The sequence below is a fragment of the Siculibacillus lacustris genome (genome assembly GCF_004328075.1).
Lineage (GTDB): Bacteria > Pseudomonadota > Alphaproteobacteria > Rhizobiales > Ancalomicrobiaceae > Siculibacillus > Siculibacillus lacustris.
The window spans coordinates 122,497-138,325 of sequence record NZ_SJFN01000009.1 but is presented as its reverse complement, the minus strand read 5'-3'; the positions used below and the strand labels follow the sequence as shown (position 1 = coordinate 138,325).

Below are 15,829 nucleotides of genomic sequence, written 5' to 3'. Positions count from 1 at the left end.
CCGAGCGCGCGGCGTCGACGCCGGTCGGCGGCGGCGCGGCGGGGATGCGGGCCGGAGCGGGGATCGGCGCGGCCGGCGGCGGTCCGGCGCGCAAGGCCCGCCAGAACGGGGTGAACACCCGGAAGCCGGTGCCGGCTCCGGTCACCAGGGTCGCGGGATCGTGGAGGAGATTGCCGGGATGAACCGCGACGGCGACGCCGATGCGCCGGGCCGCGGCGATCACCGCCCGGTCGATCGCCGTCTCCGCCGATCCGAGGCGGCGGGCGAAATGCAACTCGGCGGCCCCGGTCGATGCCAGGAGCTGCGGCACGACGTCCGCCGCCCCCCCGGCGAGGCGGTCGAGGCGGCCGCCGCGGGCCGCGAGATCGGCGGAGAGCGCGGCGAGCGAGCGTTCCTGCCACCAGCGCGCGGCGCCGCCGAGGGGGCGCAGGCCCGGCGAGGTCGTGTCGTCGACGTGAACGACGAGCACCGGGCGGCCGCTCGCCACCGCGTCGGCGAGCGCCGGATTGTCGTCGAGACGCAGGTCGTCGCGCAGCCACACCACGGCGAGGGCGGAGCGGTCGAAGGCGGGGGAGGACGGCGACACGGGGGTAACCTCGAGCAAAAGGCGGGCGGGACAGGGGGGCGTTCGGACGGCGGGAATCGACGCCCGTCGGAGAGCCGACGTGTCGATGATACGCCGCGGCAATCCGATCGGATGCACTTTGCGGGCGAACATCGCCGGAGGTGTCGAACACCGGCCGGCGAATAGTTGCGACCGGCGCCTCCGTCTATTTGCCAGTAGCAGACGATCTGCCGAGAAATTCCACATTTGGTCTACAGTCTCCTCGCCGATTTTAAGTCGTCGGTAACCACTCGGTCGGCACCGTCGCGGAAGCTGTTCGGGTTGGGGGTGTCGGATGTTCGGATTTGGAAACAGAGCGAAGGCTTCGGCTCCCGCGGCGATCGCGATCGAAACCGCCGCACCGGCGCCCGAGGTCGTAGCCGTCCCCGCCGGTGCTTCGACCCGCGCGGTGATCGATCTGCTCGAAGCCGATCTGAAGCGGGCGGCGACCCGCATCGACGCCACCGGTCGGACCACCCGCGCCCGCGTCGACGAGAGTTCGACGATCCTCGACGGCCTGCGCCACGAGACCGACGAGCTCGCCGAACAGACCGGGCAGGCGCGCGGCAACATCGCCTCGCTCGCCGAAGGGCTGCAGGAACTCCATGCCACGGCGGAAGAGATCGGCCGCCGCGCCCAGACCTCGCAGCGCCTGGTCGACGACGCCGGCGGCCTCGCTCAAGCCGCGGCGCGATCGGTCGACGAACTCAAGGGGGCGATCGAACAGATCCAGGCGGTGGTGTCGCTGATCTCCGACGTCGCCGGCCAGACCAACCTGCTCGCCCTCAATGCCACCATCGAAGCGGCGCGGGCCGGTTCGGCCGGCCGTGGCTTCGCGGTGGTGGCCAGCGAGGTCAAGGCGCTGTCGGTCGAGACCCAGAAGGCGACCACCGAGATCGGCGCGACCATCGGCCGGCTGAAGGCGACGGCGGAAGCCAACATCGCCGCGGTCGGGCGGATCCTGTCGCTGGTCGGCGAGATCGGTCCGGTGTTCGGCGAAGTGTCGCAATCGGTGCAGATGCAGATCGGCACCACCGCCGAGATCGGCCGCACCGCTTCCGAGACCGCCCGCTTCGCCGATGCGGTCGCCGAGCGCGCCCGCTCGATGAGCGCCGGCATGACCCGCGCCGCGGCGCTGGGCAAGGAGGTCGAGACCGCCACCGACGTGATGAACGGCGCGGTCGGCGACATGACCCGGCAGTTGGTGACGGTGTTGCGTCAGGCCCCCGAGGCCGATCGGCGTCGCCACGACCGCTGGCCGGTCGAGATCCACGGCCGATTGGAGGCGGGCGGCGCGGCGGTGCCGGTCCATACCCTCGATTTGTCGCTCGGCGGCGCGTTGATCGTGCCGGAGAAGGAGACGGCGATCACCGTCGGGTCGCGCTGCCGCGTCGAGTTCAGCGGTTTGGCCGGGCTCGGCGTGACGGTGGTCGGGCGCAGTCGCGGCGGGTTGCACGTCTCCTTCGCCACGGACGACGAGGTCGCGCTGCAGCGCCTGCGCAACCGCATCGCGGCGATCGAGGAGGACTACCGGCCGATGGTCGAGCGCGCCCGCGCCGGCGCCGCCCGGGTGGTCGCCGCGATGGAACAGGCGATCGAGTCCGGTGCCCTGAGCGTCGGCGATCTGTTCGATACCGACTATCGACCGATCGCCGGCACGGCGCCGCAGCAGGTCGAGACGCGGGCGATCGCCGCGCTGGAGCGGCTGCTGCCGAGTGTCCTGGACGCGGTGCGGGCCGAGGATCCGCGCATGACCTTCTGCGCCTGCGTCGACGTCAACGGCTGGCTGCCGGTGCACAACGCCGAATATTCCAAGCCGCAGCGCCCCGGCGAGACCGAGTGGAACATCGCCAACAGCCGCAACAAGCGGATCTACGACGACCGCACCGGGCTGCTCGCCGCCCGCAACACCCGGCCGTTCCTGGTCCAGAGCTATCTGCGCGATCTCGGCGGCGGCAAGATCGTCGCCATGAAGGAGGTCGACGTGCCGCTGGTGGTCGAGGGCCGGGCCTGGGGCGGCCTGCGCAGCGCCTACCGGATGTGATCCGCGACGATCGGCCGATCGCCTCGCCTCCTCGCCGCGGCCGCGGCGGGGGGCGGTGACGTGTCGGCGGCGCCTCGCCCGCTCCCCTTCCACGGGCCCCTTCCGCCGTTCGAACCGCCGTCGCCGCACCGGGGCGGCCGGGCGGTTGCGACCATGGTCGGGACCTCCGCATACCCTCCGTATCTTTACGCAATGGAAAATACGTGTACCATTACGTCAACAAACGGGAGGGAGCCCAGAAAATGAAGCGGACCACCATCTTCGCCGCCGCGCTCGTCGCGCTGCTCGACGTCGCCGGCGCCGCCGCCGCCGACCCGCACGGGGTGTGGCTGCGCGAGAGCGGCTCGGCCAAGATCAAGATCGACGACTGCAGCGGCGGTCTGTGCGGCGTGGTGGTGTGGGAGCGCAACCCGCGCAAGGACATCTACAATCCGGACGCGGCGAAGCGCGGCGAGCCGGTGATCGGGCGGACGGTGATCCTGGGGATGAAGCCGACCGACAAGCCCGACCAGTGGAAGGGCGAGGTCTACAACGCCGAGGACGGCAAGACCTACACCGGCTACGTCACGATGCGCGCCGACGGCAAGCTCGACCTGCAGGGCTGCGTGTTCGGCGGGCTGATCTGCAAGAGCGACACCTGGTCGCGCAGCAGCCGCTGAGGCGACACGACGATCCACCCGGGTCGATCGGGAGCGATCCGGCGCGGAACCCCGAGGGGCCCCGCGCCGGCGGAATTCATTGACCGGCGGCCTTCAGGCGGGTGTTGCACTCGCTCCAGTACTGCGGCCACTTCTGGCCGGCCGGGATCTTGCCGGCTTCCTTGGCGGCCTTCCATTCGGCGCCGCACTGCTTGATGCGGGCGTTGGCGGCAGCCTTGCCGGTCAGACCGGGCGTGGCGGGGGCGGCGGCGACGGCCGGCTTGGCCGGGGCGACGGCGGCCGGAGCGGCGGCGACGGGCTTGGCCGGGACGGCGGCCGGAGCGGCGACGACCGGCTTGGCCGGAGCGGCGGGCGCCACGGCGGCGGGAGCAGGCGCGACGGGCGCCGGCGCGACGGCCGGGGTCGCGGCCTGACGGGTCCGGCAATCGGCGAGGAACGTCTGCCAGGTTTCGCCGGGCTTGACCTTGCCGGCCGCCTTGGCCGCCTGCCATTCGGCACCGCAGGCCTTCATCACCGCGGGCTGAGCTTGCGCGGACGCCGTGCCGACGAGGACGGCGAAGGCGAGAAACGCGGAACCGATTCCAAAGGACCGACTGACCATTGCGGCCTCCCTGCATGTATTCTTCATCGACGACCGGCCGGGTCGTCGACGGGGCTCCTCTCGCCGTACCGGCCGAGAGGTCGAAGCGTCGGCAGTGTTCGCGCGAATCGTCGGTGTTTTCAACCGTTCCAAGGGTGGGGGTCGCGAAAGTTCCGCGACCCCGCCGGAGCGGCTCTCGGTTGTGGCGCCGGCCGGCCGCCTCAGGGGCGGCGGGCGGCGATCAGCGCGGTTTCCAGCGCCGCGAGACCGTCGTCGAGCACCGAATCCTCGACGGTCAGCGGCACCAGGATGCGGATGACGTTGCCGGCGACGCCGCAGGACAGAAGAATCAGGCCGGCGTCGAGGGCCGCGGCGACGACGCGTTTGGTCGCGTCGGCGTCGGGGCGGTAGTCGCCGTGGGATTCGACCAGATCGAAGCCGATCATCGCACCGCGACCGCGGATCGCGGTGATCGGCACGGTGTCGTTGCGGGCGGCGATGGTGGCGAGCCGCGCCTTGATCTTGGCCCCGACCGCGTCGGCGCGGGCGAGCAGGCCGTCCTGATCGATGGTGTCGAGCACCGCCAGGGCGGCGGCGCAGGCGACCGGCGAGCCGCCGTAGGTGCCGCCGAGGCCGCCCGGCTCGGCGGCATCCATGAGATGAGCGCGGCCGAGCACGCCGGAGATCGGGAAGCCGCCGCCGAGCGACTTGGCCATGGTGACGAGGTCCGGCTCGACGCCACTGTGCTCGACCGCGAACAGCTTGCCGGTGCGGCCGAAGCCGGTCTGGACTTCGTCGGCGACCAGCACGATGCCGTGGGTGTCGCAGATCTGGCGCAGCGCCTTCCACAGCACCGACGGGGTCTCGTAGAAGCCGCCTTCGCCCTGGACCGGCTCGACGACGATCGCCGCGACCCGCTCCGGCTCGATGTCGGCGCGGAACAGGAAGCCGAGGGCGTCCAGGGTCTGCTCGACGGTGACGCCGGTCAGTTCGTTGGGGAAGGGCAGGTGCCAGACCTCGGCCGGCAGCGGGCCGAACTTCTTCTTGTAGGGCGCGACCTTGCCGGTCATCGCCATGGTCAGCATGGTGCGGCCGTGGAAGCCGCCGGTGAAGGTGATGACGCCGGAGCGGCCGGTGGCCGCGCGAGCGATCTTGACGGCGTTCTCCAGCGCCTCGCCGCCGGTGGTGAAGAAGATCGTCTTGGCCGGCCCGGAGAAGGGCGCGCGGGCGTTGAGGCGCTCGGCGAGCTCGATGTAGCTCTCGTAGGCGATCACCTGGAAGGCGGTGTGGGTGAAGCGCTCGAGCTGGCGCTGCACCGCGGCCATCACCCGGGGATGGCGATGGCCGGTGTTGAGCACCGCGATGCCGCCGGCGAAGTCGACGTAGCGCTTGCCCTCGACGTCCCACAGTTCGGCGTTCGCGGCGCGATCGGCGAAGACCGGGAAGGCGGTGGCGACGCCGCGCGGGACGGCGGCGAGGCGGCGGGCGAGGAGGTCGGCGTTGGCGGTCATCGGTTCATCCGGCGTTGACGGGGGAGGGCGGCGCACCGGTCGGGAGCCGGTCGTGCGGGGCCTCAGGATGCACCCGTCGGGGGCTGCGCGGGAGATCGCTTGTGGGGACCACGGTGGTGCATTTTGCGCACCACCGGTTACACTCGGCCGCCACCGGAGCCGCGAGCCGGCGGAGGTTCGGAGGAGCGAGGGCAGGATGGTCGAGGATCGGCGCGAGAGCCGGGCGAAGGCGCGCGGCGCGGCGAGCCCGATGGTGGTCGAGGTGCGCGGCCGGCTGCCGCCGCTGACCTGGCTCCGGGCCTTCGAGGCGGTCGGGCGCCATGCCTCGATGCGGGCGGCGGCGATCGAACTGGGGGTCGGCCACGGCGTGGTGTCGCGCCACGTGCGCAATCTCGAGGAGTGGTTCGGGCGGTCGCTGGTGGTCGCCGGCCCGCGCGGCATCGTGCTGACCGGCGACGGCGAGCGGCTGCGGCGCAGCGCCGGCGCGGCCTTCGATCTGATCGCCGCGACCACCGAGGATCTGCGGCCGCGGCCGGCCGGCGGGGTGCTCCGGATCTGGTGCGTGCCGGGGCTCGCGGCGCGCTGGCTGGCGGCGCGGCTCGACGATCTCCAGGAGGCGCTCGGGCGCGTCGAGATCGTGTTGCGGGCGACCACCGAGCGGCCGGACTTCGGATCGGACGCCGACGTCGAGATCCGCTTCGCCGAAGCGCCGGAGCCGCCACCGGGGGCGCGGGCGGCGCTGGTCGAACGGTCGCGGATCTTTCCGGTGGCGAGCCCCGGGTGGCTCGCCGAGCACGGCCCGATCGTCGATCTCGCCGGCCTCGCCGAGGCGCGGCTGATCCACGAGGACAGTCGCGAGCAGTGGCGGCGGTGGTTCGCGGCGACCGGCCATCGGCCGCGCGGCGATCTCGCCGGGCCGCGGCTGTGGTACGCCTCCTCGGCGCTCGATGCGGCCACCGCCGGCCAGGGCATCGCGCTCGCCACCCGGCTGCAGGCAGCCGACGACCTGCGCGCCGGGCGTCTGGTCGAGATCCTGGCGACCGACGTGCGGCTCGGCGACTATTGGCTGATCGGCCCCGAGGCGCGCTGGGACTCGGCGGTGCTGGCTCCCTTCCGGCGCTGGCTGATCGCCGAGATGGCGGCGACCGTCGACGCCGCGAGCTGCGCGTGAGGTCGATCAAAAACGTCGGCAACCCTCGATTTCGGCAAGAATCGATTCATCTTTTTCGCCGAAATTCCAGGAGATGCCGTTACGGCAGGTCGATCCGTGGGCCCCGGTTCCCAGGACGGATCGCGGCAAGGGGAAACGCGATGACGGGCCCTCGAGACGAGCCCCGCAGCCGACGGTCCGCGCGGACCGCGTCGACGTCCCCCGACGGTGCCGCGACGACCAGCGTGCGCAACTGCGGACCACGCGGCGAGGAGCGGCGCCACGATCCGCGGGTCCCGCAGTTGGCGGCGGCCCGGGCGGTCCAGACCAAGCCGTTCCGCAGCTTCGACTGCATCCTGCGCGACATCAGCGAGGGCGGCTGCCGACTGGTCGGGGTGGCGATCGATTCGATCCACTCGCCGTTCCTGCTGACCCTGCCGGGATGGCCGGCGCCGCGCCACTGCGAGGTGGCGTGGCGGGCGCGCAAATCGATCGGCGTGCGCTTCGGCGAATGGGCGACGCCGGCGGACGAAGCCGCCGGCGGCCGCGCGGTCACGGCGCCTTGAAGAAGTCCTTGGCCGCCGCCGTGGTGCGGTCGGCGACGTCGACGATGCGGAAGACGACGTCGGTGGAAGTGGCGTGCAGCGAGTCGGGCGGTGCGACCACCGCCACCCGGATCTCGCGGGTCCGATCGGCGCCGACCGCGATCACCGGCCGGCCGTCGCGGCTCTCGGTGATGCCGACCGCCTCGATGCGGGTGCCCGGCGGGGTGCCCTCGACCGACAGTTCGAAGGTGCGCGGCTGGCCGGCGCGGTTGAGCAGGCGCACGGTGTAGCCGTTGCGCACCGAGCCGTCCGAATTGACCACGTAGAGCGGGTTGCGGTCGTGGAGGATGTTCACGCCCTCGAAGCCGCGGCGCACGAAGGTGACGAGCATGATCGAGGCGGTGATGGCGATCAGCGCGGCATAGAGCAGGGTGCGCGGGCGGATCGGCTTGAAGATCGCCGGCAGGCCGTGGGCGCGGCGCTCCATGTTCAGCGTGGTGTCGTAGGCGATCAGCCGGGTCTCGCGGCCGAGCTTGGTCATGGTCTCGTCGCAGGCATCGATGCACAGGCCGCACTGGATGCAGGAGAGCTGCGACCCCAGGCGGATGTCGGTGCCGGTCGGGCACACCGCCACGCATTTGTAGCAGTCGACGCAGTCGCCGGCCGGCTCGCCCCGCTCGCGGCGGCGGGCCGCCTCCTTGAAGCGGGCGCGGGGTTCGCCGCGATCGGTGCGATAGGAGACGTTGAGTGCCCATTCGTCGGTCAGCGCCGCCTGGATGCGCGGCCACGGGCAGGCGTAGATGCACATCTGCTCGCGCATGTAGCCGGCGAAGGCGTAGGTGGTCAGCGTCAGGATGCCGATCCACAGATAGGCGACGAAGCCGGCGCGGCCGGTGAAGACCTCGCCGATCAGGGTCGGGGCGTCGGCGAAATAGAGCACCCAGGCACCGCCGGTGCAGACGCCGATCACCAGCCAGGCGAGCCATTTGGCGGTCTTGCGCAGCGCCTTGTCGACGGTCGTCGGGCCTTCGTCGAGTTGGATGCGCTCGCGGCGGTCGCCCTCGATCAGGCGCTCGACGCCGAGGAACAGGTCGGTCCACACGGTCTGCGGACAGAGGTAGCCGCACCACACCCGGCCCGCCACGGCGGTCATCAGGAACAGCGTGAAGGCGGCGATGATCAGCAGGCCGGTGAAGTAATAGACTTCCTGGGGCCAGATCTCGATGAAGAAGAAGTAGAAGCGGCGGCCGGGCAGGTCGAGCAGCACCGCCTGGTCGGGCAGACCCTCGCCGCGATGCCAGCGCACGAAGGGCAGCAGGAAGTAGAAGCCGAGCCACAGCGCCAGGATCGTCCACTTGATGCGCCGGTAGGTGCCGGTCACCGCCGCCGGATAGATCTTGACGTGTTCCGCGTAGAAGCTCTCTTCCATGGCATCCGTCGGATGCACCGGTTTGGCCGTCAGTCCCGCCTTCGCCATGTCGTCCCACTCCGCAGATCATCGCACCGCGCATTCGCCGGCGCCGCCCGCCGGTCGCCCCGTGTGGGCGACCGCGCCGAGCAATATGACTGGGTTCTAATATATCCGGCGCGACGGCGCGCGCGACATTTCATCCGTTCGGGCGTTCGGCGTCCCGACCTTGGTAGTAAGTACGATACCAGTCGACGAAGGCGGCGACGCCGACGGCGAGGGGCGTGGCCGGGCGATAGCCGGTCAGAGCCTCGAGCAGACGCGGATCGGCATGGGTCTCGCGGACGTCGCCGGGCTGCATCGGCAGCAGGCGCTTCTCGATCGACAGGCCGGTCGCCGCCTCGATCTCGGCGACGAAGTCGAGCAGGCCGACCGGCGCGCCGCCGGCGATGTTGACCACCCGCCAGGGGGCGACCGGCGACAGGGTATCGACCACGCCGTCGGCGACGACTGGATCGCCGGTCACCGGCGGGCGGTCGATCAACCGGACGATCGCCTCGACGAGGTCGTCGACATAGGTGAAGTCGCGCTTCATCGCGCCTTCGCCGTAGATCTCGATCGGCCGGCCGGCGAGCGCCGCGGCGACGAACTTGAACAGCGCCATGTCGGGCCGGCCCCACGGGCCGTAGACGGTGAAGAAGCGGAAGCAGGTGGTCGGCAGGTCCCACAGATGGGCCTGCGAATGGGCCATGGTCTCCATCGCCTTCTTGGTCGCGGCGTAGAAGGTCACCGGCCAGTCGGCGTGGTCGATCTCGCGGAAGGGCATGGTCTCGTTGGCGCCGTAGACCGAGCTGGTCGAGGCGAGCAGGAGATGGCGCGGCTTCAGGCGGCGGGCGAGATCGAGCACGTTGAACGAGCCGACCAGATTGGAGTCGAGATAGTCGCGCGGATGGTCGATCGAATGGCGCACCCCGGCCTGTCCGGCGAGATGGACGATCACGTCGGGTTCGGCGAGATCGGCGGCGCGGGCCAGCGCATCCTCGTCCTCGAGCCGGTCGATCACCGCGCGGAAGCCGTTGGAGCGGGCCAGAATCTCGTGGCGGGCCTCCTTCAGGCGGCGGTCGTAATAGTCGGTCATGGCGTCGAAGCCGACCACGAAGTGGCCGTCGTCGAGCAGGCGGCGGGCCAGATGATGGCCGATGAAGCCCGCCGTGCCGGTGATCAGGAAACGCATGTCGCTCGGTGCCTCGTCGGTCGGCGACGGCGGATCGTCGCAGTTGCGGCCGCGACGATCGATAGCGTCTCGCGGCCGCGAAGGGAACCGTCTCATGAATCGCCGGATTTGCGATCGGCGCGCGTGGTGGGCGGCGATCTCTGCGAATGCATCCGTGTCGCACCGAGCCTTGTGTTCGGGCGCCAGAGCGCTAGTCTCGGGTGGGGACGACACACCGACGAGGAGCTGGACCATGAAGGGTGACGCCACGGTCATCGAGTATCTCAATCGCGGCCTGCGCAGCGAGCTGACGGCGATCAACCAGTACTGGCTGCACTATCGCATCCTGGACAACTGGGGCCTCAAGGCGATGGCCAAGATCTGGCGCAAGGAATCCATCGAGGAGATGGAACACGCCGATCATTTCGTCGAACGGATCCTGTTCCTCGAAGGCTTCCCGAACATGCAGACGCTGGAGCCGCTGCGCATCGGCGAAACCGTCAAGGAAGTGCTCGAGGCGGATCTCGCCGCCGAGATCGGCGCGCGTGCGCTCTATCAGGAGGCGGCGGCCTATTGCGAGAGCGTCAAGGACTATCCGTCCCGCGACCTCTTCGTGAAGACCATGACCGACGAAGAGCACCACATCGACTACATCGAGACCCAGCTCGACATCATCGGTCGGATCGGGCTCGAGCTCTATACGCAGACGATGATCGGCGAGATCGAAGGCTGAGAGGTGCCGCGCGGCCGTTCGGGGGCACACCCGGCGGCCGCGTCGCCCGCGCGCTCACTCGGCGGCGACCCGGAGCGGAGCGCCGACATCGGGCGCTTCCTCGTTCGCCACCACCGCGGGACGGGCCGCCTCGCTCGGACAACAGCCGCCGTCGCAGAATCGGGTGCGCCCCGCGCGCAAGGCCTCGGCGCCGGCGCCGCGGATCACGCCGCGGATCGATGCCGCGCAGCGTCCGCAGTTCGGCCGCGCTCCGAGCTTCTCGAACACTTCGGCGACGCGTCCGGCGCCGTTCGGCCCATGGGTCGCGGCGCGGACCTGGGCTTCGCTGAGGACGTTGCAGGAGCAGAGGATCATGCCGTCACCCATCTCGCGCCGCCGCCCGGGATCCGGTCGCGGCGACCGCCGGCCATCGATCGAGCGGGCGATGGATTCAATATGAGAATTTGCGAAGCATTTGCAAGACGGGGTTTACCCGGAGGGGCCGCTCTTTCGAGGGGGGGCGCCGCCGCCGGACCGGCGCGCGCCGGGCGAACTTGACAAGACCCGGGCGCCGTGCGCTCTTGCCGCCGACTTTCGACCCCGCGCGGGGCCGATCGCGCGGCCGGATTCGCCGGAGGCCGAGCCCTTCGCGGGACCGTTGCGCCCCTCCTCACCAGCCTCGACGAGACGGTTCCCATGCATCGCTATCGCTCCCACACCTGCGGACAACTGACGGCGGCCGATGCCGGCACGACGGCGCGCCTCTCCGGATGGGTGCACCGCGTCCGCGACCACGGCGGCCTGCTGTTCATCGACCTGCGCGACCACTACGGCATCACCCAGGTGGTGGCCGATCCCGACAGCCCGGCCTTCGCGGTCGCCGAGACGGTGCGCGGCGAATGGGTCATCCGGGTCGACGGCGAGGTCAAGCCGCGCACCCCCGAGACGATCAATACCAACCTCGCCACCGGTGCGGTCGAGGTCTTCGCCCGCGAGATCGAGGTGCTGTCGACCGCCAAGGAACTGCCGCTGCCGGTGTTCGGCGAGCCGGAGTACCCCGAGGACACCCGCCTCAAGTATCGCTTCCTCGATCTGCGCCGCGAGACCCTGCACAAGAACATCGTGACGCGCACCAAGATCATCCGTTCGATGCGCAACCGCATGGAAGGGATCGGCTTCACCGAATATTCGACGCCGATCCTGACCGCCTCGTCTCCCGAGGGCGCGCGCGACTTCCTGGTGCCGAGCCGCATCCATCCCGGCAAGTTCTTCGCGCTGCCGCAGGCGCCGCAGCAGTACAAGCAGCTGCTGATGGTCGCCGGCTTCGACCGCTATTTCCAGATCGCGCCGTGTTTCCGCGACGAGGATCCGCGCGCCGACCGGCTGCCGGGCGAATTCTACCAGCTCGACCTGGAGATGAGCTTCGTCACCCAGGACGACGTGTTCGCGACGATGGAACCGGTGATGCGCGGGATCTTCGAGGAGTTCGGGGCGGGCCGTCCGGTCACCCAGAGCTTCCCGCGGATTCCCTACGACGAGTCCTTGCGCAAATACGGCACCGACAAGCCGGATCTGCGCAACCCGATCGAGATGCAGGCGGTCACCGAGCATTTCGCCGGCTCGGGCTTCAAGGTGTTCGCCGGCATGATCGCCGCCGACCCCAAGGTCGAGATCTGGGCGGTGCCGGCCAAGACCGGCGGATCCCGCGCCTTCTGCGATCGCATGAACGGCTGGGCGCAGTCGGAAGGTCAGCCGGGCCTCGGCTACATCTTCTGGCGTGAGGGCGAGGAAGGCGGCGCCGGGCCGCTCGCCAAGAACATCGGGCCGGAGCGCACCGAGGCGATCCGCGTGCAGATGGGGCTCGGCGTCGGCGACGCCTGCTTCTTCGTCGCCGGGCGTCCGGACAAGTTCGTGCGCTTCGCCGGCGACGCCCGCACCCGGGTCGGGCGCGAGCTCGGGCTGATCGACGAGAACCGCTTCGCGCTGGCCTGGATCGTCGACTTCCCGTTCTACGAATGGGACGAGGAAGAAAAGGCCGTGGCCTTCTGCCACAACCCCTTCTCGATGCCCCAGGGCGGCCGCGAGGCGCTCGACGGGCAGGATCCGCTGACCATCAAGGCGTTCCAGTACGACATGGTCTGCAACGGCTTCGAGATCGCCTCGGGCTCGATCCGCAACCATTCGCCGGAGACCATGGTCCGGGCCTTCGAGATCGCCGGCCTGTCCAAGGCGGTGGTCGAGGAGAAGTTCGGCGGCATGTACCGGGCGTTCCAGTACGGCGCGCCGCCGCACGGCGGCATGGCGGCCGGTGTCGACCGGGTGGTGATGCTGCTGGTCGGCGCCACCAACCTGCGCGAGATCACCCTGTTCCCGATGAACCAGCGCGCCGAAGACCTGCTGATGGGGGCGCCGGCCACCGCCACCACCCGCCAGCTGCGCGAGCTGCACATCAAGCTGAACCTGCCGAGCTGATCTCGGAGCGATCGAAGACAAAGCGAAGGGCCCCTCGGGGCCCTTCGTGCGTTTCGGGGGTGTTTGCGGGGTGAGGGCGCGGGAGTGCGGCTCACTCGGCGCTGGTCGCGCCTTGGGCGGCGGACATTCGGGCGAGCGCCGAGGGCACCTTGCCCCATTTGCCCGGAGCGCCGCCGCGCATCGCGAAGAAGCTGCCGCAGCCGTATTTCCAATCGCGCGGCGCGCCGATGTCGAGGTGGATCATGTGCGGGTGGCAATAGGTGCCGACCCCGCCGACCGCCGGTAGGGTCCGCGAATAGTTGGCGAGCGAGGCGGCGTCGACGCCCGGGACCTCGATGTCGGCGGCGGCGCACTGGCGGTGCAGCGAGCCCTGGCGGCCGCGGTCGCGGAAACCCGAGGTGATCACCACCTTGCGGCCGTAGTGCTTTTCCACCTGGCGCAGGATGTCGACCAGTTCGGGCTTGAGACAGGCGGTCTCGACCGAATTGGTCTGCAGCATGTAGGGGATCCCGAAGGGCGTATCGACGGTGACCTTGGGCGCGCCGACCGGTTCGTTGGGGTTGGAGAAGAACGACAGCACGCGGCTGCCCGGCTTCTCGGCCGGCTTGGGGGCCTCGTCCTCGTCGTCGGCTTCGCCGGCCGGCGTCTCGGGCTGGCCGAGCGAGGCGAGCATCACCGGCGGGCGGGCCTTGGGCAGCGGCATGGCCAGGGACGCCGAAACGGCGTCGGCGGGGCGCGGCCGCGGCAAGGGGATGATCTCGGCGTCGTCCTCGTCCTCGGAGATCACCGGCCGGTCGATCAGGCCGAGCGAGCGGCCGCCGCCGTCGCCCGGCATCTGCAGTGAAGCGGTGAGGATCGGCGGGCGTTCCAGGACGGTGTCGATCGCCACCGCGGCGTCCGAGCGCGGATCGGTCGCGGCATAGGCGAGGCGCGGCGTGACGATGGTCACGAAGGCATCGTCGTCGGAGACCGAGACTTCGGTGTCGGACACCGTGGCGACGTGGACGATCGGGCGGCGCGGGATCTCGCGGTCGGCCTTGGCGGCGGCGACCGGCTCGAGACCGGCGAGGGGCGGCGGCGGCGCGACCGGTTCGTCACGGGTCGCGGCGAGGCCGGCGATGCCCACCGAGCCCACCGCCAGAACCGCCAGACCACAGGCGAGGCCCCCGAAAACGTGCCGGATCACGGCGCCGTCCACGGATGCGAGATGCCGGCGCCATGCCGGACGCCGATCGACTTCGATCCCCATCGCCGAAGCGAAAATGGTGCGGATACCATTCTGCGGGGGATCCTGCGGCTGTCGCATGCGATCTCGCGGCTCGGGGTGAACTGGTCTGTCGCGCGGCGGCGTCTCGGACTCGCGTCCACGACGACCGGCGACGGCGCGTCGGCTCGAGTGGGCGCGAACTTAATTGATTTGTCGGTATCGGTAAACCGTCCGCCGGTCGGACCGCCTGCGCAACGGCGAGTTCCTTCGTCGCAGGACCGGAAAGTGCCGCAACCGGGGTTCGCGGCACTGCCCGACGGGACGACCGGCGGCTGCCGGCAGCCTCGCGCGCTCAATCGTTGGCCCGCACGTCGGCGCCGAGCACGGTCGGCAGGCTCTGCGGCGCCATCATCGCGGTGCCCATGATCTGCGACACCGGTAGCGGCTTGGTCGGGGTCGCCGAGACGGTCAGCGACTTCGGAGCATCGAGGAAGCCACCGGCGGCGGTCGCCACCTTCTTCTCGAAGTCCTTGTTGCCGACCATCGACAGCACCATCGGCAGCATCGCCTTGAGCTGCTTGACGTAGTCCTTGGCCTCGACGCCCTGGTCCTTGGCCTGGGCGGCGATGATCCGGCCGGCGAGCGAGGCGTCTTCCCAGCGCAGCGCCAGACGTTCGACGGTCAGGGACTGCAGCAGCTCCATCTGGCGGGCGTTGTCGCCTTCGGCCTTCTTCATTTCGGCGATGGTCGTCGGGGTCAGGCCGCCGAGCACGACGGTGAGCTTGAGCGCGCCCATGTCGGCGGCGGCGACGTCGAAGCGATCGATCACCGCGCGACCGGTCTTGTCGTCCCAGGTGCCGCCGGCGGCGAAATCGACGAGGATCCGGTCGTAGCCGAGCGCCACCAGTTCCTTCATGCTCTCGTCGGCCTTGTCGACGGGGACCGCCAGACCCTTCATCTCGAAGGTTGCGGCGCGCGGCACGCCGGCCACCCAGTCGCGGGCGCCGAAGCCGATCGCGGCGATCGGGATGCGCTTGCCGTCCTCGCCGGTGACCGACAGACCGGTCAGATCGGCGCGTTCGAACTGCTCGCCGCTGGTGGTGTGGGCGCGGATGCGCTCGGGCGCCTGGCCGACGTAGCGCTGGATCACCGCGTGATCGACGGTGATCTTGGCGTCGGCGGAGGTCAGGCTCAACCCGTCGAGGGCGATCTCGTCGGCGGAATAGCCGCCGTCGGCGGCCGGCTTGGCGCCGGTGTAGGTGGTGGTGGCGATCACCAGGGTCGACGACTTGCCGTCGGCGGCCACGGTGGCGCGGGTGTCGGCGACGGAGAAGCGGGCGTCGTCGCCGGTGACCGCGCCATAGGCGACGGACTCGGCGCCGGCCGCCTTGGCCGATTCGCCGACGATCGCCAGAACCTTGTCGCGGGTCCCGTCGGCCGTCGCCGGAGCGGTCGGCGCCAGCACCGCTGCGGCGGCCAGGAACAGGGCGGCGAAGCTCGCCGAAGTCGTCACGCTCTTCATCGATCGTATCCTTTCGGTCCGGCTTGCCCGTGGCGCGGTCGTCGGACGGCGCCGCGGGGCAATTCCCATGGCGAGGCGGGCGGAAATGTGGCGCGGCATCGCGAATTTGCGGAATTCCGCGGGACGAGGTGTCGCGGCGACGAGGTCTTCAGTCGCTGTTTACCACGAACGGCGGAGACTGCGCAGGCTTCGGACTCGGTGG

14 protein-coding genes are annotated in these 15,829 nt (G+C 70.5%); 6 read left to right on the top strand and 8 right to left on the bottom strand.

Going from position 1 to position 15,829, the window contains the following annotated elements; genetic code table 11:
- Positions 1–586: deoxyribodipyrimidine photo-lyase (locus tag EYW49_RS22975; protein WP_165498176.1), on the bottom strand; the 586-nt coding region annotated here is incomplete at its 3' end.
- 427 nt (positions 587–1,013) lie between these two features.
- On the opposite strand from EYW49_RS22975, the gene EYW49_RS07995 reads away from it, so the two are divergent.
- Both EYW49_RS07995 and EYW49_RS07990 read left to right on the top strand, forming a co-directional pair.
- Positions 1,014–2,648 carry a methyl-accepting chemotaxis protein gene (locus tag EYW49_RS07995; RefSeq protein ID WP_165498175.1) on the top strand — a complete coding sequence of 545 codons (1,635 nt, stop codon included), beginning with the start codon at positions 1,014–1,016 and terminating at the stop codon, positions 2,646–2,648.
- 242 nt (positions 2,649–2,890) lie between these two features.
- A complete protein-coding gene (locus tag EYW49_RS07990) occupies positions 2,891–3,307 on the top strand; it encodes a DUF2147 domain-containing protein (protein ID WP_131307993.1) in 417 nt (138 codons plus the stop codon).
- Positions 3,308–3,383: 76 nt separating this feature from the next.
- Here the strand turns inward: EYW49_RS07990 and EYW49_RS22970 are convergent, their stop codons facing one another.
- The gene (locus EYW49_RS22970; protein ID WP_165498174.1) at positions 3,384–3,908 is read right to left on the bottom strand and encodes a hypothetical protein; all 525 of its coding nucleotides are present in this window, start codon (positions 3,906–3,908) and stop codon (positions 3,384–3,386) included.
- Between the two features lie 200 nt (positions 3,909–4,108).
- On the bottom strand, positions 4,109–5,398 hold the full coding sequence (gene gabT, locus EYW49_RS07980) for a 4-aminobutyrate--2-oxoglutarate transaminase (protein ID WP_131307988.1): 1,290 nt from the start codon (positions 5,396–5,398) through the stop codon (positions 4,109–4,111).
- A gap of 196 nt (positions 5,399–5,594) precedes the next feature.
- Between gabT and EYW49_RS07975 the strand changes: the two genes are divergently transcribed.
- A complete protein-coding gene (locus EYW49_RS07975) occupies positions 5,595–6,569 on the top strand; it encodes a LysR substrate-binding domain-containing protein (RefSeq protein WP_165498173.1) in 975 nt (324 codons plus the stop codon).
- Positions 6,570–6,793: 224 nt separating this feature from the next.
- Entirely contained in the window at positions 6,794–7,114 is a 321-nt protein-coding gene (locus tag EYW49_RS07970; protein ID WP_131307984.1) for a PilZ domain-containing protein, read from the top strand.
- Here the strand turns inward: EYW49_RS07970 and ccoG are convergent.
- Complete coding sequence (gene ccoG, locus EYW49_RS07965; RefSeq protein ID WP_407695466.1) at positions 7,101–8,570, bottom strand: cytochrome c oxidase accessory protein CcoG; 1,470 nt, start codon at positions 8,568–8,570, stop codon at positions 7,101–7,103. The genes EYW49_RS07970 and ccoG overlap by 14 nt on opposite strands.
- A 130-nt stretch (positions 8,571–8,700) precedes the next feature.
- Positions 8,701–9,735 carry an NAD-dependent epimerase/dehydratase family protein gene (locus EYW49_RS07960; protein WP_131307982.1) on the bottom strand — a complete coding sequence of 345 codons (1,035 nt, stop codon included), beginning with the start codon at positions 9,733–9,735 and terminating at the stop codon, positions 8,701–8,703.
- Between the two features lie 232 nt (positions 9,736–9,967).
- Between EYW49_RS07960 and bfr the strand changes: the two genes are divergently transcribed.
- Entirely contained in the window at positions 9,968–10,447 is a 480-nt protein-coding gene (gene bfr / locus EYW49_RS07955) for a bacterioferritin (RefSeq protein WP_131307980.1), read from the top strand.
- Between the two features lie 54 nt (positions 10,448–10,501).
- Here bfr and EYW49_RS07950 read toward each other — a convergent pair whose 3' ends face one another.
- Positions 10,502–10,801, bottom strand: coding sequence for a (2Fe-2S)-binding protein (locus EYW49_RS07950; RefSeq protein ID WP_165498172.1), 300 nt, complete (start codon positions 10,799–10,801; stop codon positions 10,502–10,504).
- Positions 10,802–11,122: 321 nt separating this feature from the next.
- Between EYW49_RS07950 and aspS the strand changes: the two genes are divergently transcribed.
- Positions 11,123–12,898: an aspartate--tRNA ligase gene (gene aspS, locus EYW49_RS07945; RefSeq protein WP_131307976.1), complete on the top strand. Its 1,776-nt coding sequence runs from the start codon at positions 11,123–11,125 to the stop codon at positions 12,896–12,898.
- Between the two features lie 91 nt (positions 12,899–12,989).
- Here aspS and EYW49_RS23250 read toward each other — a convergent pair whose 3' ends face one another.
- The gene (locus EYW49_RS23250) at positions 12,990–14,084 is read right to left on the bottom strand and encodes a YcbK family protein (protein WP_228259538.1); all 1,095 of its coding nucleotides are present in this window, start codon (positions 14,082–14,084) and stop codon (positions 12,990–12,992) included.
- A 373-nt stretch (positions 14,085–14,457) separates the two neighbouring features.
- On the bottom strand, positions 14,458–15,627 hold the full coding sequence (locus EYW49_RS07935; RefSeq protein WP_131307974.1) for a hypothetical protein: 1,170 nt from the start codon (positions 15,625–15,627) through the stop codon (positions 14,458–14,460).
- Positions 15,628–15,829: the final 202 nt, after the last annotated feature.